This window comes from Candidatus Bathyarchaeia archaeon, assembly GCA_035935655.1.
In the GTDB taxonomy this organism is placed as follows: domain Archaea; phylum Thermoproteota; class Bathyarchaeia; order 40CM-2-53-6; family 40CM-2-53-6; genus 40CM-2-53-6.
On sequence record DASYWW010000040.1, the window covers coordinates 13,359 to 38,905 of the forward strand.

The 25,547-nt window shown below is 51.8% G+C and carries 26 protein-coding genes; 14 read left to right on the plus strand and 12 right to left on the minus strand.

Annotated elements, in window-relative coordinates; genetic code table 11:
- Window positions 1–18 precede the first annotated feature (18 nt).
- Together hemE and hemH are read left to right on the plus strand one after the other, a co-directional pair.
- Window positions 19–1,062, plus strand: a complete 1,044-nt coding sequence (hemE, locus tag VGS11_07740) for a uroporphyrinogen decarboxylase (GenBank protein HEV2119975.1) — start codon at window positions 19–21, stop codon at window positions 1,060–1,062.
- Window positions 1,063–1,074: 12 nt separating this feature from the next.
- Complete coding sequence (gene hemH, locus VGS11_07745; GenBank protein HEV2119976.1) at window positions 1,075–2,007, plus strand: ferrochelatase; 933 nt, start codon at window positions 1,075–1,077, stop codon at window positions 2,005–2,007.
- A gap of 207 nt (window positions 2,008–2,214) precedes the next feature.
- Here hemH and VGS11_07750 read toward each other — a convergent pair whose 3' ends face one another.
- The 6 genes from VGS11_07750 to VGS11_07775 form a co-directional block, all read right to left on the minus strand.
- Window positions 2,215–2,979 carry a uroporphyrinogen-III synthase gene (locus VGS11_07750; protein HEV2119977.1) on the minus strand — a complete coding sequence of 255 codons (765 nt, stop codon included), beginning with the start codon at window positions 2,977–2,979 and terminating at the stop codon, window positions 2,215–2,217.
- A gap of 67 nt (window positions 2,980–3,046) precedes the next feature.
- Window positions 3,047–3,982 carry a hydroxymethylbilane synthase gene (gene hemC, locus VGS11_07755; GenBank protein HEV2119978.1) on the minus strand — a complete coding sequence of 312 codons (936 nt, stop codon included), beginning with the start codon at window positions 3,980–3,982 and terminating at the stop codon, window positions 3,047–3,049.
- A 1-nt stretch (window position 3,983) separates the two neighbouring features.
- Window positions 3,984–5,276, minus strand: coding sequence for a glutamate-1-semialdehyde 2,1-aminomutase (gene hemL, locus VGS11_07760; GenBank protein ID HEV2119979.1), 1,293 nt, complete (start codon window positions 5,274–5,276; stop codon window positions 3,984–3,986).
- Window positions 5,264–6,217 (minus strand): porphobilinogen synthase, encoded by a 954-nt coding sequence (gene hemB, locus VGS11_07765; protein ID HEV2119980.1) that lies wholly within the window; start codon window positions 6,215–6,217, stop codon window positions 5,264–5,266. The genes hemL and hemB overlap by 13 nt, the downstream gene beginning before the upstream one ends.
- A gap of 27 nt (window positions 6,218–6,244) precedes the next feature.
- The gene (hemA, locus tag VGS11_07770; protein HEV2119981.1) at window positions 6,245–7,492 is read right to left on the minus strand and encodes a glutamyl-tRNA reductase; all 1,248 of its coding nucleotides are present in this window, start codon (window positions 7,490–7,492) and stop codon (window positions 6,245–6,247) included.
- 372 nt (window positions 7,493–7,864) lie between these two features.
- Window positions 7,865–8,059 (minus strand): hypothetical protein, encoded by a 195-nt coding sequence (locus VGS11_07775; GenBank protein ID HEV2119982.1) that lies wholly within the window; start codon window positions 8,057–8,059, stop codon window positions 7,865–7,867.
- 246 nt (window positions 8,060–8,305) lie between these two features.
- On the opposite strand from VGS11_07775, the gene VGS11_07780 reads away from it, so the two are divergent.
- The 3 genes from VGS11_07780 (at window position 8,306) to VGS11_07790 (ending at window position 10,983) form a co-directional block, all read left to right on the plus strand.
- Entirely contained in the window at window positions 8,306–9,364 is a 1,059-nt protein-coding gene (locus VGS11_07780) for a class I SAM-dependent methyltransferase (GenBank protein HEV2119983.1), read from the plus strand.
- A 224-nt stretch (window positions 9,365–9,588) separates the two neighbouring features.
- Window positions 9,589–10,509 (plus strand): alpha/beta hydrolase, encoded by a 921-nt coding sequence (locus VGS11_07785; protein HEV2119984.1) that lies wholly within the window; start codon window positions 9,589–9,591, stop codon window positions 10,507–10,509.
- 78 nt (window positions 10,510–10,587) lie between these two features.
- Window positions 10,588–10,983: a lamin tail domain-containing protein gene (locus VGS11_07790; GenBank protein ID HEV2119985.1), complete on the plus strand. Its 396-nt coding sequence runs from the start codon at window positions 10,588–10,590 to the stop codon at window positions 10,981–10,983.
- A 329-nt stretch (window positions 10,984–11,312) separates the two neighbouring features.
- On the opposite strand, the gene VGS11_07795 is transcribed toward VGS11_07790, so the two are convergent.
- Window positions 11,313–12,608: a tyrosine-type recombinase/integrase gene (locus VGS11_07795; protein HEV2119986.1), complete on the minus strand. Its 1,296-nt coding sequence runs from the start codon at window positions 12,606–12,608 to the stop codon at window positions 11,313–11,315.
- A gap of 313 nt (window positions 12,609–12,921) precedes the next feature.
- On the opposite strand from VGS11_07795, the gene VGS11_07800 reads away from it, so the two are divergent.
- Together VGS11_07800 and cgi121 are read left to right on the plus strand one after the other, a co-directional pair.
- Entirely contained in the window at window positions 12,922–13,503 is a 582-nt protein-coding gene (locus tag VGS11_07800) for a phosphoribosyltransferase (protein ID HEV2119987.1), read from the plus strand.
- On the plus strand, window positions 13,500–14,066 hold the full coding sequence (gene cgi121 / locus VGS11_07805; protein ID HEV2119988.1) for a KEOPS complex subunit Cgi121: 567 nt from the start codon (window positions 13,500–13,502) through the stop codon (window positions 14,064–14,066). Before VGS11_07800 ends, cgi121 begins: the two co-directional genes overlap by 4 nt.
- On the opposite strand, the gene VGS11_07810 is transcribed toward cgi121, so the two are convergent.
- Both VGS11_07810 and VGS11_07815 read right to left on the minus strand, forming a co-directional pair.
- On the minus strand, window positions 14,063–14,590 hold the full coding sequence (locus VGS11_07810) for a THUMP domain-containing protein (protein HEV2119989.1): 528 nt from the start codon (window positions 14,588–14,590) through the stop codon (window positions 14,063–14,065). The two genes, cgi121 and VGS11_07810, sit on opposite strands and share 4 nt — an antisense overlap.
- Window positions 14,591–14,597: 7 nt before the next feature.
- On the minus strand, window positions 14,598–15,233 hold the full coding sequence (locus VGS11_07815) for an L-threonylcarbamoyladenylate synthase (GenBank protein HEV2119990.1): 636 nt from the start codon (window positions 15,231–15,233) through the stop codon (window positions 14,598–14,600).
- A gap of 68 nt (window positions 15,234–15,301) precedes the next feature.
- Between VGS11_07815 and VGS11_07820 the strand changes: the two genes are divergently transcribed.
- The 5 genes from VGS11_07820 (at window position 15,302) to VGS11_07840 (ending at window position 21,194) form a co-directional block, all read left to right on the plus strand.
- On the plus strand, window positions 15,302–16,231 hold the full coding sequence (locus VGS11_07820) for an isoaspartyl peptidase/L-asparaginase (GenBank protein ID HEV2119991.1): 930 nt from the start codon (window positions 15,302–15,304) through the stop codon (window positions 16,229–16,231).
- Window positions 16,232–16,584: 353 nt separating this feature from the next.
- Entirely contained in the window at window positions 16,585–18,132 is a 1,548-nt protein-coding gene (locus tag VGS11_07825) for a hypothetical protein (protein HEV2119992.1), read from the plus strand.
- Window positions 18,133–18,224: 92 nt separating this feature from the next.
- Window positions 18,225–19,001 (plus strand): ABC transporter ATP-binding protein, encoded by a 777-nt coding sequence (locus VGS11_07830; protein ID HEV2119993.1) that lies wholly within the window; start codon window positions 18,225–18,227, stop codon window positions 18,999–19,001.
- Window positions 19,002–19,072: 71 nt separating this feature from the next.
- Window positions 19,073–20,662 carry a hypothetical protein gene (locus VGS11_07835; protein ID HEV2119994.1) on the plus strand — a complete coding sequence of 530 codons (1,590 nt, stop codon included), beginning with the start codon at window positions 19,073–19,075 and terminating at the stop codon, window positions 20,660–20,662.
- Window positions 20,663–20,864: 202 nt separating this feature from the next.
- Window positions 20,865–21,194: a hypothetical protein gene (locus VGS11_07840; GenBank protein ID HEV2119995.1), complete on the plus strand. Its 330-nt coding sequence runs from the start codon at window positions 20,865–20,867 to the stop codon at window positions 21,192–21,194.
- 389 nt (window positions 21,195–21,583) lie between these two features.
- Here VGS11_07840 and VGS11_07845 read toward each other — a convergent pair whose 3' ends face one another.
- Window positions 21,584–21,787, minus strand: coding sequence for a hypothetical protein (locus VGS11_07845; GenBank protein HEV2119996.1), 204 nt, complete (start codon window positions 21,785–21,787; stop codon window positions 21,584–21,586).
- 10 nt (window positions 21,788–21,797) lie between these two features.
- Entirely contained in the window at window positions 21,798–22,730 is a 933-nt protein-coding gene (trxB, locus tag VGS11_07850; protein ID HEV2119997.1) for a thioredoxin-disulfide reductase, read from the minus strand.
- A gap of 106 nt (window positions 22,731–22,836) precedes the next feature.
- On the opposite strand from trxB, the gene VGS11_07855 reads away from it, so the two are divergent.
- Together VGS11_07855 and VGS11_07860 are read left to right on the plus strand one after the other, a co-directional pair.
- Entirely contained in the window at window positions 22,837–23,490 is a 654-nt protein-coding gene (locus VGS11_07855; protein ID HEV2119998.1) for an MBL fold metallo-hydrolase, read from the plus strand.
- 39 nt (window positions 23,491–23,529) lie between these two features.
- Complete coding sequence (locus VGS11_07860; GenBank protein ID HEV2119999.1) at window positions 23,530–24,333, plus strand: rhodanese-like domain-containing protein; 804 nt, start codon at window positions 23,530–23,532, stop codon at window positions 24,331–24,333.
- Here the strand turns inward: VGS11_07860 and VGS11_07865 are convergent.
- Complete coding sequence (locus VGS11_07865) at window positions 24,326–25,546, minus strand: DUF72 domain-containing protein (GenBank protein HEV2120000.1); 1,221 nt, start codon at window positions 25,544–25,546, stop codon at window positions 24,326–24,328. The two genes, VGS11_07860 and VGS11_07865, sit on opposite strands and share 8 nt — an antisense overlap.
- Window position 25,547 lies beyond the last annotated feature (1 nt).

The following is a 25,547-nucleotide window of genomic DNA, read 5'->3' on the forward strand; positions in this document are numbered from 1 at the left end:
AAGGGCGAATGTCCAAACTTGACTGACCTCGAGAATGATTGTTTCCTCAGAGCCTGCTGGAAGAAAGAAGCCGAGTTCACTCCGATCTGGTTCATGAGGCAGGCCGGCAGATATCTGGAGAGTTATCGAAAGGTCAGAGCGAAGAACGATGTCCTCACAATCTGCAAGACCCCAGAACTCTCCGCCAAAGTCACAGTTGATGCCACAACCGAGCTGGGAGTTGACGCTGCAATCATCTTCGCCGACATCATGCTACCCCTCGAAGGAATTGGCCAAGGCTTCAAACTCGTAGACGGCGTGGGCCCCGTAGTCGAGAAACCGATCGGACGAATGGAAGATGTTGAGGCGATTGGAAAATTCTCTCCAAGAGATCACGTGCCTTTCGTCACTGACGCGATTGAACTCGCGATTCAACAGCTGGACGGACGCACGCCTCTGATCGGGTTTTCAGGAGCGCCTTTCACCCTCGCTTGCTATCTGATAGAAGGAAGCCCTTCACGAGACTTTACGAAGACAAAGAAGATGATGTATGCGGAGCCGGAATTATGGAAGCTCCTGATGGCAAAGCTGTCCAGCATGGTCTCCGATTATCTCATGGCTCAAATCCGAGCTGGTGTGGACGCTGTCCAGCTCTTTGACAGCTGGTCCGGATGTCTCTCCCCATCCGACTACGAAGAATTCGTGCTCCCGTTCAACAAACAGATATTCGACCGGTTGAAAATAGGAGGAGTTCCTCGAATACACTTTGGAGTGGGAACAGCTGGGATATTGAAGTCGATGCGGGAGGCAGGCGGTGACGTGTTCGGTGTTGATTGGAGAATCTCGATAGACGGAGCCTGGGCTATTCTAGGACATGTAGCGATCCAAGGTAACCTTGACCCAGCGATTCTGCTGGGCGCGAACGAGCTTGTCCATGCCAGATCCAAAGATATCCTAGCTATGATCGGTGGCCGCCCGGGCCACATTTTCAACCTGGGTCACGGCGTTCTTCCTGAAACTCCGCCAGAACATGTGAAGAGTCTGGTTCAGTTCATTCACGGGACTACCAGAACCAAACATTAGAGGTGTCGATGCATGGAGAAACATCCTGCAGTTCTACTGATGGCGTACGGCAGCCCGAATTCGCTTGACGAGGTTGGAGAATATCTCCGTCAGGTTAGAGGAGGTAGGTTACCAACACCCGAGGAGGTAGAGAGGTTGAGAGACAGATATCACCAGGTTGGTGGTCAGACTCCTCTGCTGAAAATGACTCTCGCCCAGGCGAAAGCATTGGAGGATAAGCTCCGGTCTGAGCAATTCTATTCGAAGGTGTATGTTGGAATGAAGCACTGGCACCCGTTTGTCGAGGATGTCGTCGAGAAGATCGCGAGCGATGATGCTGCAAGTATCATCGGTCTCGCGCTTGCTCCGCACTTCTCCAAGCTGAGCATCGGAGGATATGCAGACGCCGTCAACAGAGGCTTGGCCAAGACAGGAAGACCCATCCCGTTCATAATGGTCGAGAGCTGGCATGATCAACAATCTCTGATCAATGCCTTGTCGCGACGGGTCCGTGATGGCGTCGAGGAATTCGATCAGCCCTCTAGGGCTGTCGTTCTCTTCACCGCCCACAGCCTTCCGAAGAAGTTCGTGGCTGACGACGACCCCTATTGGAGTCAGCTTCAGGAGACCAGCCAGCTCGTTGCTGATAAATCAGGAATTGAGTCCTGGGATTTCGCCTTCCAGAGCGCCGGACATCCCGTCGAGTCTTGGATGGGACCCAGCATCAAAGAGAAGATAGCTGAATTATCCGGCAAGGGATTCCACGAATTGTTGGTCTGCCCTGTCGGTTTTGTCTCGGATCACCTCGAGATACTCTACGATCTGGATATTGAGGCGAAAAGCTACGCTGCCTCCTTAGGTGCGAGACTGGAGAGAACTGCTTCTCTCAATGACGACCCCGAATTCATCAATGCGATGGCTTCTAGACTGGGACCTCTTCTATCGCAAGAAATTGTGACAGCTTAGGATCTCGCTCTAGCCTCCCCTAGGAGAAGGCGCTGGCTAGTCTCTGATAGCCTTCAAGTCTCAGCCTCCATTCGGAGACCTCAGTGCTTTCTTTGGCACGGTCTGTACTCGCCGGCTTGGGTATTGCGACCACCGAATCATGTTGTAGCACCCAGCCTAGGCCGACTTGATTTCTGTTCTTACGGTTGGAGAAAACATCCTGCGGCTTTATGGCTGGCTCGATATTTTCTGCTCAGGGTTCCAGCGTTCCTCAGATTTCTTGACAAGCTCACTAATCGCATCCTCGATAAGATACCTCCCAGGAACGCTTGGGTCTATGCCAAGTTCTCGGAGTCTTTCAGCCGTTGCGGGACCGATAGCCCCTACCAAAGTTGATCTCAACAGGTGGATGAGTTGCGACTTCGGGATCTGATTCGTAACCATGTTGAACAGGTTGGACGCAGAAGCTGCACTGGTAAACAGAACTGCCTGGAACTGTCCTTTTTCAAGCCTGGAGAGGAAATTCAATACATTCTGCTTATTCGCTGGGATCTCTGACTGGTAGATCGTGATCGTGTCCACGGATGCCCCTCTCGAAGTCAGTAACGTTGCGAGGCGGTCGTCGGCGACTGAGGATCTCACAAGAACCACTCTCTGTCCTTTGGTTTCGAACTTGGACAGATGATTCGCTACGCCGGCGGAGCTGTATTTCTCCGGGACGACGGCGTCCTGAACGCCGTAACGTTCTAGCGCCGCGCTGGTCTTCGGACCTACAGCCATGATCTTGATTTGACCTGATGCGCTCGGGAGAATGCTAGAGTGCGACTTCAGCATGTCGAAGAAAGCATCGACACCGGTGGGACTCATGAAGACGAGCCAGTCAACAGGACCATCGCCCACAATTCTTGAGAATTCTTTGAAGATCCTCGATTGTTCTATAGGTCTCAGCTCAACGGCGTGGACGATGAACGGGGTCCATCCGAGCTTTTCCACAAACCTGGACGTCTCTTCTCCCTGTCCGACTGGGCGAGTTATGGCAATGGACTTCTCTGCAGGAGTCCTAGACGTAGACAGTTCTCCAGCTCTCCTCGATCTTTTTCGCGCCGCCGTGAAGAAGTTCCTCACCCATCTCTTTGGCTAACACTACGGCTTCCCGGACATGACCCGACCGTTTCGCCAGAAGCTTCTCTTTGCCATCGATCGAGAAGATGCAGGCGACCATCTGAATCCGATCGCCACGGGCACTGGCCAGGACTCCCACGGGAACCTTGCAACCACCCTCGAGAATCCGAACCAGTTCTCGTTCAGCCACAATCTCAGACCTCGTCGGAGCGTGCTCAATCGACCTCAACATGTCAATGACACTTGAACTGTCACTCCTGGCAACAACAGCCAGTGCCCCTTGACCCGGGGCAGGCATGAAATCTTCAACCGGTAGACGCTCCGAGATCCTTCCTTCTATTCCAAGCCTTGCAAGCCCAGCTTCAGCGAGTACAACAGCGTCAAATTCGCCCTTGTCCACCTTCTGGATTCTCGTCTCAACGTTTCCCCGGATAGGCTCCGGCTGCACGCCAGGCCTCGCGCGCCTCAGCTGAGCGACTCGGAGCAGGCTGCTCGTGCCTACCCTGCTTCCCGTTTTCAGATTCTCCAAACGCGCGTCTCCCTTGCTCACCAGCACATCGATAACGGACCCCCTCTCGGGAACGCTCGCGATCAAGAGCCCGCTGTCCATGTCGAGCACAGGAACGTCCTTCATACTGTGAACGGCGAAGTCAACCTGGCCGTCGAGGACTGCTCGGTCGATCTCTTTCTCGAAGATTCCCTTCTGGTCGAGCGAGAAGAGCGGTGTTCGCTGGTCCGCATCACCTGCGGTCGTAATGACCTTCAGTTCTATTCTAAGTCCGGGATTCTTTTGTCTGATACTATCCGCAACCAGTTCCGTCTGGACAAGTGAGAGCCTGCTTCCTCGAGTACCGACCTTGTAGAGTATTTTCATGTCACCGCCGTAGGGTCTTCAGTGCAGTGCCAATCGCACCGAGGGTGGCCTCTACTTCGTCTTCGGTGTGCGCGATAGAGAGAAAGCATGTTTCGAACTGGGATGGCGGAACGAAGATTCGAGACGTGAGCAACGAATGGAAGTATTGTTCATACTTGCGTACGTCGGCAGACCTTGCCGAGTGGTAATCGGTCACCGGACGATCTGTGAAGAATAACTGAAACATCGATCCGACACCGTTAACCTGTGCGGGCACTCTAGCTGATTCCAACTGGTCACTTATTCCTCGCCGGATCTTGCCTCCCATCCGATCTAATCGGGAATACACTTGCCCTGCTCGTTTCTTCAATGATTGAAGGGTTGCGAGTGCAGCAGACACGCTGACCGGATTACCACTGTAGGTTCCAGCCTGGTACACGGGGCCCAAGGGAGCGAGTTTTTCCATGATGTCTCTTCTGCCGCCGAAGGCGGAGAGTGGAAGCCCTCCTCCGAGAATCTTGCCGAGTATTGTTAGATCTGGATGAACCTTGTAGTATCCTTGAGCTCCGCTTATCGAGAGCCTAAAGCCTGTAATCACCTCGTCAAAGATTAGGAGGACTTTGTTTTCTTCAGTAACCTTTCGAAGAATCTCTAGAAACCCCGGTTTCGGCAGGATGGGGCCTATGTTTCCGAGTACGGGTTCGACGATTACGGCTGCAAGTTCGTCTGCATAGTCTCGAATGATCTTGCTAGCTATTTTCTCTTCGTTGAAGCGACTAACAAGCGTGTTCTTGGCGACTTCGCCCGGTATCCCTTCAGAACTAGGGCTTCCAAGCAGGGTGGCGCCTGATCCCGCTTTCACCAGCACTGAGTCGTGGGACCCGTGGAATCCCCCTTCAAACTTCAGGACTTTCTTCTTCTCACTGAACGCCCGTGCGAGCCGTATAGCATGCATCGTGGCTTCGGTCCCGGAGTTGACGAGGCGAACCATTTCCATAGACGGCACTATCGAGGCTATCAGTTCGGCGAGCTCGACTTCCATCTCAGTCGGCTGTCCATAGATGGACCCTTTCTCGAGAGCTTCCTCAACTGCATTGACGACTTCGGCCTGGGCGTGTCCGTCGATCAACGCGCCATATGCCATGCAGTAGTCTAGGTATTCTTGGCCGTCAACAGTTTTGAACTTCGAGCCTTTCGCGGATGAGACGAAAAGAGGATAGGGAGAGTAGCTTCTAACCGGGCTGTTGACCCCGCCCGGAATCACTTTCCTCGCTCGGCGGAAAAGCTGTTGAGATCTTGAATCTAGCCCAGCCATTCTGCGGCTTCCAACGCGTGGTATGTCAGTATCATGTCCGCTCCTGCCCGTTTGATGCTGGTTAGAACCTCGAGTACTGCCGATTTCTCATCTATCCATCCTTCGCGTGCGGCTGCTTTGATCATGGAATATTCTCCGCTTACATTGTAGGCTGCAGTCGGCATCCGGAATCTTTTCTTCGCACGATAGATAATGTCTAGGTAGGCAAGCGCGGGCTTGACCATGATCATGTCCGCGCCCTCTTTGATATCCAGCGCGATTTCGCGGAGAGCCTCCTCAGGGTTAGAGTAATCCATCTGGTAGGTTCTTCGATCTCCGAACTTAGGGGTGGATAGGGCGGCCTCTCGAAAGGGACCGAAGAATGATGAAGCATGCTTCGCCGAATACGCCATCACGGCCACATCCTTGAATCCGTTGTCGTCGAGCGCTTGCCGAATTGTCTTGACCTGTCCATCGATCATCGCTGACGGTGCCACCATATCTGCACCAGCGCGGGCATGGCTTACCGCGACTTCAGCGAGCTTCCGAAGTGTCTCATCATTATCTACTCGCCCATCCCGTACAAGACCGCAGTGTCCATGGCTAGTATACTGGCACATGCAAACGTCCGCGAAAACAACCAGCTCGTCACCGAACTGATCCTTTAGATCACGGATAGTTCTCTGGACAACCCCGTTCGGATCATAAGCAGATGATCCGACCTCATCCTTGATGGTAGGAATACCGAATAGAACGACGGATCTTATCCCGTTGTCGACAAGACGGGTCACTTCTCGGCCTAATGTTGAGGGAGATTGTCGCTGCTGGCCCGGCATCGACGCTATAGGCGCCTGGGTTTTCAATGCCTCTTCCACAAATATCGGTTGAATAAGATCAGAACGATCAAGTCTGACTTCTCTCACGAGCTCGCGGATGAGGGGTGTTCTTCGGAGTCGCCGCATTCGCAGCGCGGGAAAGCTCGTTGTACTCTAGTCTCCTTCGAATATCTGGCCTGCGACAGTCAGCAACTTGGTATCACCTTTCTTCGCGGCTTCACGAAGGTTGACGACTGGCTGGGCTAAGAGCTTCCGCACCAGAGCCAGGCTCATCCTCTCAAGTACGTCCTGCTGGTGTTCTGGTAGGTTTAGCTTGGATAGTGCCTTTTCTAGCTCCTCTCTTCGAATCTTGTCGGCTCTGTGATAGAGCTCAGAGACCATCGGTTCCGCTTCCTCGCGGCGCAGGAGTTCCGAGATTTTCTCTACAGCCTCCTCGACCTTCAGCTCAGCTTCTCTGACCAAAATCTTCCTAACGGACACGGCTTGGTCCGTAATGTCGCGCAGGTCATCAATCGTCTTGATCACCAGGCCTCTGAGTTGCTCTACACCAGGTGAAACATTTCTCGGGATCGAGAGGTCCAGAATCATGAACTTCGAGTCTCGATCAGATTTCAGCTGGGGAGCAACGTTCTCTCTGGTCAAAAGGTAGCCTGTGGCTCTAGTTGCAACAACGACCAGCCTGAAGAGTCCCAGCTGCGACATGGCATCCATGATATCGGCTGGTTTGCCTCCGAAAGTTCTACAGAACGACTCCGTCCTTTGACGTGTCCTGCCTGCAACAGTTACATCTGTGACCCCCCTGGCCTTCAGTGCCTTCATCAGGATCATACCAATCTCACCGGTTCCGAGCAACAATACCTTGGTATGGTCGAGGGGGCCGAGAGATTCTTCGGCGAGTTTTAGAGCTGCGGAACCGAGGGATACCGTTCCTCTCCCGATCCCAGTTTGGTCCCGGATTCTGATGCCGGCTGCGATTGATCTCTCGAGAGTCCTGGAGAGGGTTGGGCTTGATGCTGCTAGTCCCCGTGCTTCTATCAAGGATGATTTTAGCTGGCCGAGAATCTGGCTCTCTCCAACCAGCATTGATTCCAGTCCAGACGCAAGGTTCACCAGGTATTCTAGGACCTGTTCATCGCTTCTCTGTTCCGCAAGTTTTCTCAATTCGTGAAGTTTGAACTTTGTCTCGAGGGCCCAGTTCCAGAGGATCTTCTCGTTAACCTCGACACCTTGGCCGGCGTCGATGAACATGTCAACCCTGTTGCAGGTCTGAACTATGACTGCCCCTTTTATTCCCGGAATGCTTCTGAGAATCTTGTAGAATCCTGGGAGGTCGCGGAGGGTTAGGGCGTCAAGCGTTGCCAGCTTGGCTCTTTTGTGGCTGACGCCTACATTGACTAGCACTTGAGCATCTCCCAGACCGGAGCAAAACGGACGAGCGTCCCACTTTCATATTAAGACTTGACATGTATTCCCTAGGCGGATATGCCGAGGGGTTATGAATCCCAGTTCGAGAAGCTCGCGGCAGAGCTGTGGGTGTTGATGCTCTAACAATCCCTCTCGTAGACTGCTTAACAGGTCCGTGGGAGAGCTGCAGGAAGGCTAACCCTGAGACACAATCGACGGACTTGACGTTGAAGGCAGCGAGAAGAAACGGGTCATTGCGTGCTTGCCACTCAGGTCTTCCCGTGCTTGTCTTTGATAAGTGGCGGGGATAGAGGCTTGGGCTCTTGCAGTATGCTCATTCCGCAGTCCGAGTCTATGACTTTGAACCCGTCAGCCAGAGCTTTGCATGTAAGCGTCCGAGCCGATTCCACTCTTAGATAGTAGTCCGTGTGATTCTCCCATGAACTCTGTGCCGTTGATCTCGCTTAGGACTCTTATCGCTTCGTAATACTTGTTGTAGACTTGTGCGTCTAATCCGATTGAACTGGATACCATATCGAATAGCTGCAGTACGCCAGCTCTCACATTACTGGCCCTCAACCGGATTGCAACTCGGTACGTTAGGAATGCAATGCTTGAAGCCGATGCTAGAGTTGGAATGATACTTGCTTCGACAGAAGGTTGGATGACGGGATCGAAGCCTATGGGAAGGCCGGCTAGGGAGAGCAGCCTGTAAATGGATATCTAATTCAATCACGCAATTTCGCCCGTGAGCAAGTGTTAAATGTCATCGGATTAAAGTCGAGCTGGTTTGTCATTTTGCAGGAAACAATGAAGGTTGATCAGGATAAGCTAAACTCGTTCTTGATGAAGTTCGTGGGAGATTTTGGCGCGGCTCTGCATGCTTCCACAGTTCTCGTGGGAGAGAAACTTGGCCTCTACAAGGCGCTTGCGGAGGGTAATGGTCTGTCTCCCGCAGAGTTGGCGGGCAAGACACACACTATGGAGCGTTATGTTCGAGAATGGCTCTCGGCTCAGGCCGCGGCCGGCTACGTAATGTATGACTCCAAGACCGGCAAATACTCCATGTCCCCTGAGCAGGTGTTTACTCTGGCCGACGACAAGAGTCCTGCTTACCTTCCGGGAGCCTTCTACATCGCCGCATCGATGTTCAAGGACGAAGCAGGAATCACCGAAGCGTTCAGAACCGGCAAGGGCTTCGGATGGGAACAGCACAGCACGGACCTCTTTCTCGGAGCAGAGAAATTCTTCAGACCCGCATACGCAGGAAACCTAGTCAGCTCCTGGCTACCCGCCTTGGACGGTGTTGTGGCCAAGTTGAAGAACGGAGCCATGGTGGCCGACGTGGGATGCGGATACGGAGCCTCGACAATGATCATGGCCGAAGCTTTTCCAAAGTCTAGATTCGTCGGCTACGATTTCCACAAACCTTCCATAGACCATGCGCGAAAGGTGGCTTCAGCAAACCGGCTGTCCGACAGAGTCAGCTTCGAACAAGCGAAGGCTCAGGACTATCCGAAGAAAGACTTCGATCTAGTAGCATTCTTCGACTGTCTACACGACATGGGCGACCCCGCGGGAGCCGCAAAACATGTTCGACAGTCACTAAAGCCCGACGGGACCTGGATGATCGTCGAGCCCTTTGCCAATGAGAAGCCAGAGCAGAACTACAATCCAGTTGGCCGCGTCTATTACAGTGCGTCCACCATGATCTGCACGCCCGCTTCCAAGGCTCAAGAGGTAGGACTCGCTCTAGGTGCCCAGGCCGGCGACTCTCAACTGCGCCAGGTAGTAATGTCCGGAGGCTTCAAGACATTCCGCAGAGCAACCGAGACACCGTTCAACAGAGTATTCGAAGCAAAACCCTAGGAAAAACCGTCTCAGAGATTCCGACAAATCCTTTCTGTTTGAAGTGGTCCGCTGAGTCGCGCTACTCAAGCAACGCAGAACTAGGTTTGTGAAATCGCCGATTCAACTTTGTCTGTCGAAGCTACCAAACATATATCCGGGGCTCGTCCAGAGATAACTGGAAGTAGTAGTTGTTTCGTTATGAGAGTCCCGACCCGTAAGGATGACCCAAGTTCTGACATGGCATGAAACAGGAGACCCGGTTCTGCACAACGCCTGACAATGTTCGGATCGCCTATGCCATAACTGGAAAAGGACCTCCGCTGGTCAAGGCTGCCAACTATCTCAGCCATCTAGAGTTCGATTGGCAAAGCCCTGTTTGGCGCCACTTTCTCGACGCTCTATCGACGGATAGTACGCTCATCAGATATGATGAGAGGGGATGTGGTTTGTCCGATTGGGATGTCCCAGACTTCTCGTTCGACGCTTGGGTTCGAGATCTCGAATCAGTCGTGAACGCCGCCGGAATAGAGCGATTCCCGCTCTTAGGAATTTCGCAAGGTGGAGCCGTTGCGATTGAGTACGCTGTCCGTCATCCAGAGAGAGTGAGCCAACTCATCGTGTATGGAGGATATGCCAGAGGTTGGGGCAAACGAGGATCGATGAAGACAATTGAGGAGCGCCAGGCAATGATGACGTTGATCAAGCATGGCTGGGGCCGCGACGATCCGGGTATTCGTCAATATTTCACCTCAATGTTCATTCCCGGCGGCACGATCGAGCAGATGAGATGGTTCAACGACCTTCAGCGGATCTCCTGCTCTGCCGAAAACGCGGTCCGGTTCCAGGAAGTGTTCGGCACGGTTGATGTTTCCATGAACCTCCCTAAGGTGAAAGCCCCTACGTTGGTAATCCACTCTCGAGGAGATCCGTCTGTTCCCTTTGAAGAGGGTCGGCTCTTGGCGGCGGGCATTCCAAACTCTCGCCTTGTCGCTCTAGAAAGCAAGAACCATGTCCTGTTAGGAACTGATCCTGCTTGGCCCAAGTTCGTCTCCGAGGTGAGAAGCTCTCTCGGGAAGAAGGAACTGGTCTCAACAGTTAGCGACAAGCCTCAGAAGAGGAGTGGGCTTGGAATATCAGGTTGGATAAAGGGCCCTGAGACATAGCCCTTTCGTAATGGCTCGCTGAGCCAAGCCTCCGCCCGATCAACGCTCATATCGAGTTTCTCCAATATTAATCACGTGATGACATCAAGTCGAGTTATCATAGAACGCATCAACCATAATCCAACTAGAAAGGATACTGTTGACAAGCTAAACGAGGAGTTTGTTGTCCTCCAAAACGAGGGGACCGAAAAAGTATCCCTCGCGGGGTGGACTCTAACGGACGAGACGGCGACGGGAGCTCGAAAGCACGTCTACAAGTTTCCGCAAGGAGCCGTGCTCTCATCACGTGAGAAAGCCTATGTTCACACTGGACCAGGGGAGGATTCGTTCGAAGAGGGTCAAACCTCAAAGTGGATCTTGCATTGGGGAAGACATGCTTTCGTCTGGAACAACGAAGGAGATACCGCCACGCTTTTCGACGCTGACGGAAACAAGGTAGACTCTCTCCAAGTGGTTACTATCAAAGCGACCTAGCTCTGACAACGGGTAAGCCGGTCCATTCCTCGGCTGGACGCTTCGGCGTATCGGGGAAAGGGAGACCCGAGCGGTCACAACTCCGTAGACCAAATGGAAGCGAAAACTCCTCCATCAAACGTCAGGTTTGAGAAATCTTTGTAGTAGTAGTGACTGGGCGACTCTGAGAAGAGAGTAGCCCTCTATAATGATCCTTATGGTCAGACTCGACAGTCGAACGAGTCTGGGGCTCGCCCGCCCTACGAATCATCAGGTAGGCTGCAATCGAAGACATCATACGCATACTGGTCTTGCATTCATGTCGAAGGTCTCTGCTAGCTAGAGTCTTCTCAAGACCTATCGCCTATTCGCCGGCGGCTCCATCTGTTTGCCGCCTCTGTGATTCCCTGTTCCTCCAAAAGCTGTAGGATTTGTTCTGCGGTGTCTCCTGTGGTTTCAGGAGGCTCAGTCTTCAGCATCTTGACCATTTCAACGAGCGCTCTGCGGGCTTGGAGGTCGATTGTTCCTTTGAGGATCTCTATTTCTTTGCCTCGGTGGGTGATGAGGTTCAGTTCTGGGCGGAGGCTTTCGAAGATTTCCCTGAGTTGTTGTTCGCCTTTTGGTGTCCAAGCCGATTTGTTGTACTTTAGATCGTCGATGGTATGTCCGCAGCAGAACTCGGCTGGTAGAGATTTGCCCTTTGAATTGAACGGTCCGATGTGATGGTTTGCGAAGAGAGTGATTAGAGTGTCTCTCCCTATCTCGTGTGGATGGAATCTCTCTGGATGTTCTAGTGATGCGTTTTCTCTCAGATAGCGGAACTGTTCTTGGATGCGTTGCTCGGTAATTGGTTCATTTTTGTAGTTGACGAACAGCGGGTCCTTCTCAGTCAATGATCTGCTCGTTTCGGTTTCCCTCTGCTCCAGAAGCACCGCCAGAGCGTCAATCGCATCGTCCAGTAGGAAGGTGTAGAACTTGACATTCTTCTTCTTCCTGACGAGATCGATTCTGACTGGTTCGATTCTCGTCTGCCACCGGTCTATCGGTTTACGTGACTTGAGGAGGTCGTAGATCTGGAACCAACGGCTGTTGAACGATAGTATCTCGCCGACCCCAAGACCAGAGATGTTGACAAGGACCAGTGCCTTGTCTCGTTTGGACTTGGCGGCATGGGCGAGCTTTGCAATGTCATGGTAGTCGATGGTTTCAGTATCAGATTCATGGGCCTCGGCATCGACCTCTTCTGGAGTACCGAAGGTGAATTTGTAGTTGCGAGCGTTGTGTTTTCCTATCCGAGGCTCAAGAAACGACATAACGGCTGAAGCTATCTTCGCGCGTGTCTTGTGGCTGATCTTTCTCGCGAGGATGTAAGCTTCGAGGTCTTTCGCCCATGCTGTCTGAATCTCGAAGTCTCGCTCGTACTGGGCCTTCTTGACGGCATCGAGCCACTCTTCGATAGACTTGTACCGCTGGCTGAGAAAGTCAAGCCAGAAGGCTCGAAAGTCCTCTCCGTACTTGCGGGCTGTCCCTGGACGTTTCTTTGAGAGCCAAGTCTCAACCAGGGGCTCGGAGGCTCTCCATTCTTTGACAGTTCGAGGGTCAGAGCCATGTCCGCCGTGAGGAAGCTCGCCCTTCTTGTAAGGCAACTATGCTCCCTCCCGAATATAGGAGGAACAGGGGTGAAAACAGCCTGTTACCGGGGTTTGATTTCTGCATGACTTTCCGTCGGAAATCTTCAGTGGAGATGCATTTCTTCATCTGGGCGAGGTGCCCTCTGTGCAGGTCAGTCCACATCATTGGCGTACTTCCGATCCGGATCAGCCATGAAAGTCTTTGGAACGCCAAGCAAGACGTTTCTTGACCCGTATATTGGGTTTAGCAGTAAGGATCACCGGCTAATTGACAAAGTCTTAATGGAACAAAGATTCGAAACTCAAGAAGCTTCGCGGTTTTGATCTGTTGCGGAATCCGAAATACGTTGCTCCGAGCTGGGACGATGTCTATGGTATGCTGGTAGAACTTGCCGGGCGGATCAAGGGCTCAGGATACTTGCCCCAAGTCATCGTGGGCGTATCTCGAGGAGGATGGCCGCCCGCCCGGGTAATGAGTGATCTGCTTGAGAACCCGAATCTTGCAAACATGAAAGTCGAATTCTACAAGAATATCGGAGTCACTTCGCACAGGCCTAAGATCACGCAGCCTGTTTCCTCCGAGGTTATCGGGAAACGCGTGCTGGTCGTGGATGATGTTGCCGACTCAGGAAAGAGTCTCCGCTTAGCACACCAGCATCTACGCCGAAAAGGCGCTCGGGAGATCAGGGTCTGCACCATCTACCTGAAACCGAAGAGTATCTACAAACCGGATCACTATGCTAGGATAACTTCAAAGTGGGTCATCTTTCCGTGGGAACGACTGGAAGCCATCAAACTCATCAAACGGAATCTCCGGTCGAAGGGGAAGACAGGCAACGTGATTCGAGAGTTGATGGGAAGCGGACTAACCGCCCCGCTAATTCGTACACTCTTGGCGCTTGACAAATGATAGTTGAAAGAATCGGTTCGTATTTCCTGTTCATCCAAGGATTCAGAAGTACCGGAGTGATCGACTCTGAGAATGTCTTGGGAGACCTGCGAGGGTCAGTTGACGAGGTTGACCTTCAGCTATTGCGGGCTGATAGAGTGGCTGGTAAAGAGCACATTATTTTCGCGGCAAGAAACGCGGTTGACTCTTTCAGAGGGGAGGATCGAAGAGCAAAGCATCTCTCCATGGAACTTCTATTATTTGCCTCAGGTGAACACCAGATTGTCGAAGCGATCAAGCTTCTTGGCATAGACTCTTCGAGTACGGAACTCGTTCTGGTGGGACTCTCCGGAACCAGGCTTGAACTTAGCCCGTTGATTAGCAGAGTAGGAAAGATGGTAAAGGGAATGCCGGACGATACTGTGTTAGACATCGAGACCACCACAAAGGTAAGAGCACTAAGGAAAGCTTACAATATTTCTGACAGGGAGTTGGACTCGTCGAGGATGCCCCGCGAAGACGAGAATGAGGTGTTAAAGAGACTAGTGATTGAGCGTTCTGCTCTCTTGGTGTTGGAGAACTAGATCGTTCTCTTTTCCCGTTCTATGCCCAAGATACCATTGGGTGGAATGACCGCGATTCCAGCGACTGCGCCAATAATCTCGACTAGGACAATCTTCCGCGGATCCCGCAGGTCAACTTTTCTAGGAATCTTGGCGGCAATGGCGTCAATAACTTCCTTGGAGGAGACGTTGCTTCGACGTTTTTCAATCGACACGCGGAATGTTTCACCGTCTCGAATTGTCCGTGATTTCTCTGAAACCGCATTCCCGATGGCTTCAATTTCGGTGGGTACGACTCTCTGAACCGGCTTTACTTTGAGCACATATCGAAACTCCCAAGGTTTCTCCTTAAGGGTGGACCGTAGATTCTGTATGACTTTGAGAGGGTCAAGCGAGGTCTTGGCAACTGTTAGGCCGCTGACCGGGGTATAGCTGGTCTCCGCGGATCGGTCTCCTAGCTCAGCAATCAGATAACACAGTTCCGAATTTGCTTCTCGCTCATTGCCTCTTGCACTGGATACTAGGAGGTTGAAGTCGCTTAGCAAGTCGGAATCATTCTTGAAGTTCGACGTTCGATCCGATAACCGTTCTAAGTTCTTCCCGACTAATTGCTCCTTGGCGGATAACCTGAATGCCAAAGTTGGTCTTTTTAACGACTGTTGACGTGATGCTGGTAGACATTAGGCCTCCATCCAGTATGATGTCGACCTTGCCTTCGAACACCTTGAATGCAGCTTCTGCATTAGTGACCGGCGGGTTGCCCGAAATGTTTGCGCTGGTCCCTACGAGCGACCCTCCTGACCTCGAGACCAGATCCAGGGTATCCCTTCGGGCGGGGACTCTAAGCCCAACCATTTTCTGAGGACCAATCACTTGGATAGGAAGCGTTGCCAGAGAAGAAACTACGATGGTCAGGGGCCCCGGCCAAAATCGCAAGGCAAGCGGTTCGACATCACGGCTGATGGCGCCTAGCTCTTTTGCTCTGCCAATCGAATCTACCAGGACTGGGAAGCTCCCTTTGTTTCGAACCTTCGCTGCTGCCAACATGTGGACCGCTTTCTCGTTGAATGGGTCGCATCCAAGACCGTAGACCGTGTCGGTTGGATAGACTACTAGTCCCCCATTTTGTATCGCTGTCGCGGCCTTCTGAATCGACTCGCCGCTAATCTTGAGAAACTGAGTAAGCATCGCTGATTGCTTGCCCAGACCAAGTCGACGCTTATATCTCGTTCACGTCGGCGACATCGCGATACGACTTGGCAAATTTGGCGATAATTGTTCACGGCGGGGCCGGCGAATGGCCCAAGCTGAAGCAGGCTGCCGGTCTGTCGGGCGTCCATGAGGCTGCGACCCTGGGGTTCAGGTTACTCCGACAGGCAGGATCTGCAGTGCAAGCAGTTGAAGCAGCCGTCATGCAAATGGAAGATAATCCCATCTTTAACGCGGGGAGAGGGTCAACTCTGAATCTTCTGGGTGATGTTGAGGCAGATGCGGGAATCATGGATGGAAGGAATCTGCGCGGCGCGGGAGTCGCGCTCCTTCGACATCTAAAGAACCCGGTGGGTCTTGCAAGAGTCGTGATGGAGAAAACTGATCATGCTCTGCTTGCTGGTCAAAGTGCGGAGAAGCTTGGAGAAGCGTTCGGGTTGCGGAAGGCGAACCTGAAACTTCCCGAGCGAGTTCGTGAATGGAAAGAGGCACGACGACAACTGGAGAAAGGGTCTCTCACCAATTCTTCGAGAAATACGAAGCTAATACGCAGCAGAGGTAAGAGCCTGCTTGGAGATACTGTGGGAGCGCTTGCAATTGATCAGAACGGAGACCTAGCCGCTGCGGATTCTACCGGCGGCGTCTCGTTGAAGTTGCCTGGCAGAATCGGCGATAGCCCAATCCTTGGCGCCGGACTATATGCCGATAATAGGACCGGAGCAGCCACCGCAACAGGTGTCGGAGAAATAGCGATGAGATTGGTTGTTTCCAAGTTAGCTTGCGATGCAATGAAGTCCCTGACCGCACAACAAGCTGCGTCACAAACCGTCAAGAAGGTAACCAAACTAGTGGGGAGAGGACTCGGAATTGTAACTCTCGACAGTAAAGGACGATACGGTGTGGCTCACAATACTTCACATCTCTGTTGGGCAGCCCTAACCAAGGATCAAGGCGTTGTCTCTCAAATGCACCGTTGACTCACGAAGAGTTCGATCCCGGCTCTCCATTTCGGATCATGTTCTCAGGCGTTTTTTGGGAAGCCTTTTAAGAAGGCACAATTCGCGATAACCCCTAGTTTTCGGAGTCAATCAAGATGACACCCTATACCATGGGGGAAGAATGGGGCGAAGACGAGGACTGGGGCGGCGAAGACGAGTGGGGCGAAGACGACGATTGGGGGGGCGGAGATAATGGCGCCGAGGATAATTAAGTTCGGGGCGTAGTCTGACAGCCAAGAAATCTCGCAACTGTTTCTGCAAGCGCCCGGAAGGGGTAACAGGAGTTCTATCTTTGGCCCCGAAGGAACTTGGATGCATTGGGACGGACAGCAATGCGCCATCTATCTTCCAAACTCAAATCATTACCTTTCATCGTCCTAGAACTGTTATTCATGGCACCGATCGCCACGTACACCGCCAGCGCAGACACCGTAGGCAATGGAGATTTCCAAGCGCAGAGCTTCTCAAAAGTGGTTGACTGGTACAGCTACGTTCGACAGTACGCTGCCGCACACAACTTAACTGCACCCTCCGCGAGCGAGCACGCTTACATCTATACGAATTACATCAACGTTGGAGGCTTTCAAATATTCTACACCGGTCTCGTCAATGCAACGCACAACGGTATGAATGTAACCATTCCATTGCAAACGTTTTTCGAACACTACAAAACCGTTGGTGGGAAGGATGTCATTACTACTTCTTCTTTCTTGAGTTTGGTCAGCTTCCGAGAGAATGCCTCCGGTACATTTTACCCTAATTCTCCAGACAAGAATGATGAAGTATATGCGAGCTTCAGCCTCGGCGTGAATCTAGCAGCTCTGAGTGGCCACTCAGTGACCTACGTAGCGTCCAGCCAGGTTATCCCATTAGCCCAACTTGACAGCTCGCATTACACTTGGGGACTCAAGTACACTAACCTCAACGCAATATGGTGGAGAATTAACCCCGATCCGGCGGCTATCTTTCCTTGGGACCAAAACGTCCCTAGAGGATTCGCACGGTACAACGAACTAACGTTCAACTACGCGCTCGCAATTGACCCAGCTTCCAAGACGGCAACCCTCACTACCACTTACACGATAGGACGTGTAACAGATCTATACCTCCTAACAACGAGTCCAGTCACCCATCTCAATTCGACAGGGACATACTATCTGAACGGCACTAGGGCCAACATGCAGAACGTATACCAATATTTGCAAGCAAAGCAATTCAAACTCTCGATGGTTTTCGCAAACAAGGCGATAGTCGCAAGCCACATTGTCAGCGACAAGGATGACTCAGGAGCGAGTGTCGATAATAGCTCCACGGATGTAACTCACGCTTCTGTCACAACTGCAGCCGATGATGGCGACAAGATCTTTCAAGCGAACTTTGGGGTGAAACCCACATACAAGCTCTACAACTACAGCGCGGATAGCTCTGAGAATACCTACGCGACGAACAACGTGAACGCAAGAACCGTTGATGTTCATGGTTGGGGCGGCAACCCAGTTTTTGGATTCCAGAACGCTTTCATGAGTTTCCTGCCGCTTTTTGTCGCTAACGTCGACCCTGGCTTGATCCAACAAGCTAAAGCAGGCTTGGTAAGCTTCACCACAGCCGACTACATCTATGTCATATCCTACCCAACGTGGGGAGGATACAAGATAGCACACGACCCAGACTATACCGCATTCTACACGCCCGCAAGTAACGTTGGACTCCTCACGGCGATCTTCTTAGCCGTGGCCGTTGCGGCAGGAGTTGGAGGACTTTTCGCTTTTCTTTTCAGGAAACGAAGAACCGCTGGTATCGCGGTTAGCGGAGTAGGAACAACCGGTCCAAGCCCGACTCAGGATCCAACTCCTTCGGGTCCACCTATGCCTGGCCGATAATGCGTACAATCTCTCTCAGCTTCCTTTCTAGCTCACCTGAGGAACATCGAGCTAAACTTCATCTCCAAAGCTAGTGGAATCACGAAGTACGCATGACAACCAGGGGCTTGGCAATCGACGTTTCACATCTTACAAAGACCTACGGACCAACAGTTGCCCTAAGCGATGTCACATTGTCAGTGGGCACCGGTGAAGTGCGAGGCCTGCTCGGACCCAACGGGTCCGGAAAATCGAGCCTAATGAAGACAATTATGGGTTTGACAAAGCCAACCTATGGCTCCATCCAAGTCCTTGGATATGACGTTCGAGCTAACCCAATGGAGATCAAGAAGATTGTCGGCTACGTCCCCGAATCACCACGGCTATACGAATTCCTCACCGCAACTGAGTATCTCGACTTCATAGCCGATGTTCGTGGAATACCCTTCGAACAAAAAAAGGAACGTATCGCGAGATTTGTTGATGCCCTCGACCTCGAGGGAAAACAGGGCGACATGATCAGCAGCTACTCGCAAGGAATGAAACAAAAAGTTGCTATCATTGGAGCACTTCTCCATCGTCCCCGAGTCCTGCTTATGGACGAACCTCTCAACGGGCTAGATCCGAAATCAGCCAGATTGGTAAAGGAACTCATTCACGGACTAGCTAGGGAAGGTGTTTCCGTGGTGTTCAGCACCCACATTCTGGAGATAGCCGAGGCCATTTGCGACAAACTAACAATCCTGCAAGCGGGGAAGATTCTGGCGGAAGGGACCTCGAAGGATTTGAGAGAGAACGCAGGACTTCCTGGTTCGGGACTCGAAGATGTCTTCCTGAAGCTTACCGGAACGAAAGGAGTCGAGGACATAGTTGAGGCACTGATTAGATGAGACTCCCGGTTCTGTTCAAGTTTGCCAAGGTCCTCATGATATCACGTCTTCGTAGTACTCGACGTTCAATCGTGTCTAAGAGCATAACCAGTCGGCCGATTCTCATTGCCCTTATAGGAATCGTTCTGTTCGTCGCTGGACTGTTTTTCGGTTATGAGACAACAGTTTTCCTCAGTTCCGGTGGGGCATCACTTTCAGGACCTGTCGCGCACCAGCTGGTCGTCACGATCTTTGGAGGAGTCCCTCTCTTCCTTGTAGGTTTCTACTTCACTATGGGATTATTGTGGGAGGTGAATGCATCTACAGAGGCCGAGAGTACAGATGCTATCAACTGGCTGCCTATTTCACCGGGGGAATACGTTGCAGCGTCCGCTCTCTCGACCAGCTATACGTACTCTCCGCTCCTCATGGTCGCATTCGGCTACTCTCTCCCCATAGGGATTCTTACAGGAAACCTCCTCGGATTTCTAGCGCTTGTTCCAATAGCTCTCCTGTCGACGTCCATCGGCTCGGTGAGCGTCGAGATTCTAAGGTCAGCATTGGCGAGCGCGTCAACAGCGTTCAACCGGCTAGGTGGCAGAATAACTGTCATAATGAGAATCGTGGGAATAATCCTGATTCTTCTCGTTACTCAGCTTCTGTTCAGCGGGGTTTTTCTAATCCAGATCATAAGCTCTCTCGTCGGTACCGCTGCCGCGGCCAGCTTCGTTCCTGTTTTCTGGCCTACACTAGCCATGACCAGAGTGCTTCAATCAGATTTTCTGGGAGGGGCTGGATTTCTAGCACTGAGCCTGGCGTTGTTTCTAGTGCTCTCGTATAGTGCGCTATCTTTCAGAGCCAAATATTGGGCAGTGACTCCGACGGCGATTCACTTCGCGGGGGCCGGGTCTGTATCCGGGCCAAGTTGGCTGGGCTACCTTGGTCTCAGCTCTCCGTCGATTGCAATGCTCAAGAGAGAGATCCGGTCCGCAACTCGGAGAAAAGAGGTGGTGAGGCTGATGGCGATACCGATTATCATGCCCATCATGATATCCTTTCCAGCGATCTTTTCCCCGGCCCCATCATCAACATCTGGCCCCGCCCAGATCGATCCGATTTTCTTGGTTGTCCCTTTCCTGTTCGGGATAGGATTGGGTGCGCTATTTCTTGGAATGACCTCGATTGGTCAAGAAGGAAGGAGGCTATGGAACATTAGCGTGCTTCCGGTTTCTGCGAAGATGCTCGTCAAGAGCAAGCTCCTATTCACGTCCCTGATCTCAAGCATAGGACTCGGTCTCGGAGCAGTGGTCTCGGCGCTCTTCCTTCACGCTTCCATATTTGTTGTTCTCGGATTCATAGTCCTGGGGCTCGTTGTAATACTGACTGAGGCAAGCCTCGGGATTGCTATAGGGTCGAGATTCCCGGATTTCTCAGACGGGCCAAGGCCAAGATTTGTAACAGTAGTTGGCTCTATAATCGGAGCCATTCTGGGAATCGTGGAGATGGCAATAATGTCCCTCCCCCTCGTCTTGTCATTCATCCTGAGGACTTTTCTCTCGATATTAATACCACTTCAATTTGTGCTAGCATTTTCGGGAGCTGTTGGCGGTTTTCTCACATGGATAGCATATGCCGTATCGATCAAACCCATCGACTCCATTCTAGCGGAACTTCCCAACTGAAACCAGACTAGCGAATCTGATCGCCCAATCGTGACCTTCAATTATTGTTACCGTCATTTTACCGTGTGTGTTGCAGATAACGTTAATATTTACTCGTGTGGACAGGCCACGTGAATCATGGACAGCAGCTGGGAGCCGAGCAAGGCCGTGAGACTTCTGCATGGCAAGTGATTCGCGAGAAACAAGTGAGAAATTTATGGAAATGTCTGACGAACCTAAGTCTTGGGTTGAAGAAGCGAGGAACAGGGTTAAGCGCATCTCGGACCTTGATCCTCAAGACCGCCTAGACATTGTGTACGGAATCGGTTTGTGTTGCTCGACCCTCGCGAAAAGCATGCAAGGCTGGATGCAATGGATCGGAAATCTTTCACTGAAAGATTTCGAGCGACCTGAGCTCGAGGAAATTTTCGGGATCATAAAGAAGGCGACTGTCCAGCTCATGGAACTTGACATCGACAAGACCGAGAAGTACGAGCAGTCTCATGGTTTACGCCAGAAAGCGCCTGACCGGCAGAATCGGCTGGTCAGCTAGAGCAAGAAATAACAAAACAGAACGCCACCGCGGCCCGCGCCCGTGAAAGGTGCGCGTTCTGAAACAAAGGCGAATTGTCTGTATGGCCGAGTTCAGTATCTATTTCATTTGGACAGGAACTAGCTTTAGTCGATACGGTTAGAGTGCAATCCAAGCTATCTCGAAAATTGACGGACTTGAGTACAAGTCACTCCGATGGACGATCCTCGAAGCCCGGGACGTTTTTACAATACTCGGGGTGGTTGAAGCTTCACATGCCGCCTTGCGATCGATGGGCACGGGGAGAATCTCCTCGACTCTAAGGATCGACGAGCGCTTCAACAAGCCAAGACGGATGAGTGACAAGACCGACAGTGTCAAGAAACGAGAGTCTAAGCCGCTTGCGGTCTCTACTCTAGTCTCTTGAAGAGGCTTTGCATGAATCGTATCGGAATTGGTTGTCCGCTCCTGCTGGTTTCGTAGTGGGTCTTGCACATGTCACACTGCCAGACCTCGCTGTCTCGGATCTGAGCTGGAGCTCCTGCTTCAAAGTCTTCCTGCACGATGTATCGCCCAACAAAGTCGAGCTGCAGGTCACACTTTGGGCATTTCAAGAATTAGATCTCAGCTCTTGTAATGTTCACTGATGAATTTATCCGCGTCTATTGCCGCCTTGCAGCCGTCTGCCGATGCTGTGATCGCCTGTCGGTATCTGAAATCCTTCACATCTCCCGCCGCAAAGATTCCCGGTACATTTGTTTCGGTCTCGTTATGAGTGATAATGTAGCCCTTGGGGTCGAGGTCCACATGTCCCTTGAATATCGAAGTGTTAGGCTCGTAGCCGATTGCCACAAAGACGCCGTTAGTTTTGAGGAGCTGTTCTTTTCCAGTCTTGAGGTTTCTACTCTTAACCCCTGTAACATTGTTGTCTCCCAATATTTCTTCCACGACCGAATCCCATACGAATTTTATCTTCGGGTTCTTTAGGGAACGTTCTTGCATTATTTGACTTGCACGTAACTTATCTCTACGGTGAACCACGGTTACCATCTTCGTAATGTTCGCGAGAAACGTAGCCTCTTCCAAGGCTGTGTCTCCGCCGCCGACCACAACCACCTCCTTCTCTTTGAAGAAATAACCGTCACAGGTCGCGCAACTTGAGACGCCGTGTCCTCTCAGTTTGGTCTCTGAGGGTATTCCTAGCCACTTCGCGTTGGCTCCTGTGCTTATGATAACCGTTTTGCCTTGAAGGGTCCGCTTTCCGACCGTAACCTCGAAGGGCTTAGACTTGAACTTCACCTTGGAAGCGTCGTCATAGATAATTTCTGGACCGAACCTTTCTGCTTGCTTCCTCATCCGTTCCATCAGTTCCGGTCCGAGTATTGATTCAGGAAACCCGGGAAAGTTCTCTACATCAGATGTAAGCATCAACTGGCCGCCTGGAATCGAACCCGCGATGAGAAGGGTCTTTCGCCCTGCTCTACACGAGTAGACCGCGGCCGTGTAGCCCGCAGAACCGGACCCGATGATGATCACGTCGTACATCGTATGTTCCAAAAGATCGCCTATCCGCTGATTTATGGGTATTCTCCGAGAATTGTCATCAGTTTTTCTGGAAGGCTTAATTATCGTGTAAGCTCAGATTCGAAAACGGTGAAGCGCATTGTTCGAGTATCAAGGGGTTAAGATTAGCTGGCTCGGACACGACTCCTTCAGAATCAAGAATGGTAAGACGGTAATCGTAGACCCTTTCAAGATTCGCCCAATTCCAGATAAGGCAGACATCATTCTGATCAGCCATGAGCATTTTGATCACCTTTCACTGGACGACATCAAGAAAGTCTCTTCTGAGAAAACGATTGTCGTCACGATTTCGGCATGTAAGAAGGAATTGTCAGGCGTGGGAGTGAAGGAGGTCAAGGCTGTCAAGCCTGGTGACAAGGTTGTCTTGGGCGACATAGTTATCGAAGCTGTTCCTGCCTACAACTTGAACAAGTTCCGTGAACCCGGAAAGCCCTTTCATCCTAAAGAGGATGGAAAAGTTGGCTTCATATTGTCGATTAAAGGCGTTCGAATCTATCATGCGGGCGACACCGACCCGATCCCCGAGATGAAAGGCTTCAAGGCTGATGTGGCGCTTCTGCCTGTTAGCGGGACATACGTAATGACGCCGGACGAAGCGGCCGAAGCTGCGAGAATGATCAAACCTAGGCTTGCTATCCCTATGCACTATGGGACGATTGTTGGGTCAGAGAAAGACGCGGAGAAGTTCAAGCAATTGTCCCCCTGCCCTGTGCAGATTCTCAAGCCTGACTAGGCGAAAGGAAATCTGAGGGCTCTGAAAGCCACAGTCAACATAGGCTGGCTCAAGCGACACTTATCGTCCAACAACATTGTAGTCTTGGACGCGCGCTCAAGGAACGCCTACTCTAGGGCTCGCATCCCCGGGGCGAGAAATGCTGACCTCTTCCACTACTTTGTTCCTGGAACAGACATCGGGAATCTGACCAAATTTCAGAGAGATCTCGAATCGAAACTCGGACGATTTGGCCTTAGAGGCGACGAAAAAATCGTTGTTTACGAATCAGGGTTCGGTATGAGGGCCGCACGAGTTGCTTGGATGCTAGAGTACGCTGGAATGAAGAATCCATTGATGCTCGAAGGTGGTTTCAGGGCATGGCAGAATTCTAACTACCCCATTGAGGAGAAGAGGAGAGCCGTGGTCCCAACAGAGTTCAAGGCTCATCTACGCCCCGCTGTCTTGGCGACAGTTGCCCATGTGAGATCCATGTCCAAAGCCAGGACTGGTCTGGTGTTGGATGTCAGAACTATGGGAGAGTACGAGGGATCGGAAAAACGAGAATGTTGTCCGCGTTCGGGACGAGTACCTGGAGCGGCATGGTTGGAATGGACGAACTTTCTCAGCGGAAAGGGCGGATTCCAGAATCGTCGATTAATGGACAAACAGCTTCGATCGTTGGGTGTTCGTCCAAACACCGAGGTAGCAGTATACTGTCATCGGGGAGCTCGCGCCGCTGCAGCTTTCTACGCGCTCAGATCGATGGGGTACAACCAAGTGAGAAACTATGTCGGATCCTGGCACGAATGGTCATCAAAGAAGAACCTTCCCACAGAACTGGGCAAAGCGCCGCCTATGTAGCAACGGTCTTTCCCAACGGCTTTTGGAAGCGCCACGCATCAGTGTCTTCGTGAATCTGATTGACCCATGCCAACGCGATTTTCTCGGGCAGTAACAGTACGACTTTGCCTACGTGCTTGCAGAGTTGTCGAGTCTCGATCGACCTCTCCCAATCTCCGCAGTCATGAATAATCGTTTTCAAGCCAGAATCCATAGTCAAATTGTAATCGCGAATCTTTGCAACAATCCTCTCTAGGCTAGTTGTCTCGATTCTCACATCCTCATCTGGGATAGCGAGTGCCCGAGCTAGCCTTGATTCTCCCATTAGAGAGCTGAGTATGTCAATGATTTTGGGACGGTCGTCGCCTCCCTTGACCCATTCTCCAAGTCCTTCGGGTCCTTTTCCTTTCCCTAAGTGAGCTTTCGCTCTGTTGAGCGCTTCACGTTGAGCTGGAGAAAGTTTTCCCAGCATTTGGAGAATTTTCAGGGCGTTCTCTACTGCATAGCCGTGAAAGTGGTTGTTGAAGTAGCCAAAGGTCGTCTTGACTGACTGATTGATCGCCTTGACCTTCGGTACCCATGATTCCACTTCTTTTTCCGTGTAGTGGTAGTCATACCACGGTCGCTGTCCGTGTCCGTGCCAGCGGATATATGCAAAATCGGCTGTTACGTGTACTACGGACGGAAGGAGAGGCTCGTCCACTATCGTGTATGCCACGCTGTACTTCGAGAGCAAAGGCCATGTCGAGTCTTGAAGCCAAGACTTGTGCCGAAACTCAATGGCGTACTTGAAGCCATGAGGGAGGATGGAGAGAAAGCTCTCTAGGTGGGTCAGATCGTGCTTGTATTTGGGCGGCATCTGGAGCAGTAGACACCCGAGCTTCCCACTGTTGTTCAGCGGGAGCATCAGTTCGGCGAAACGATCCATTTCGGACTCTAGGGAGGGGCCTATCTCGGCTAGTTTGTCATGAGTAATGGTCTGTGGAACCTTCGCGCAGAAAGTGAAGTCCTTGGGAGAGAATTTGTTCCAGCCAATAACGGTGCCCGGCTGGGGGAACGCATAGAACGTGGAATCGATCTCTGCGGTGGGAAATACCTGCGTGTAGTGCTTCAGCTTGCTCTCGGTGGACGTAGGATAGAAGACGCCCACCCATTCTGGGTAGGACCATCCTGAGGTCCCTACGAGTAATCGTCCCGTCTTCGCTGACCTCTTGCCTAAATCTGGGGATTGCAAA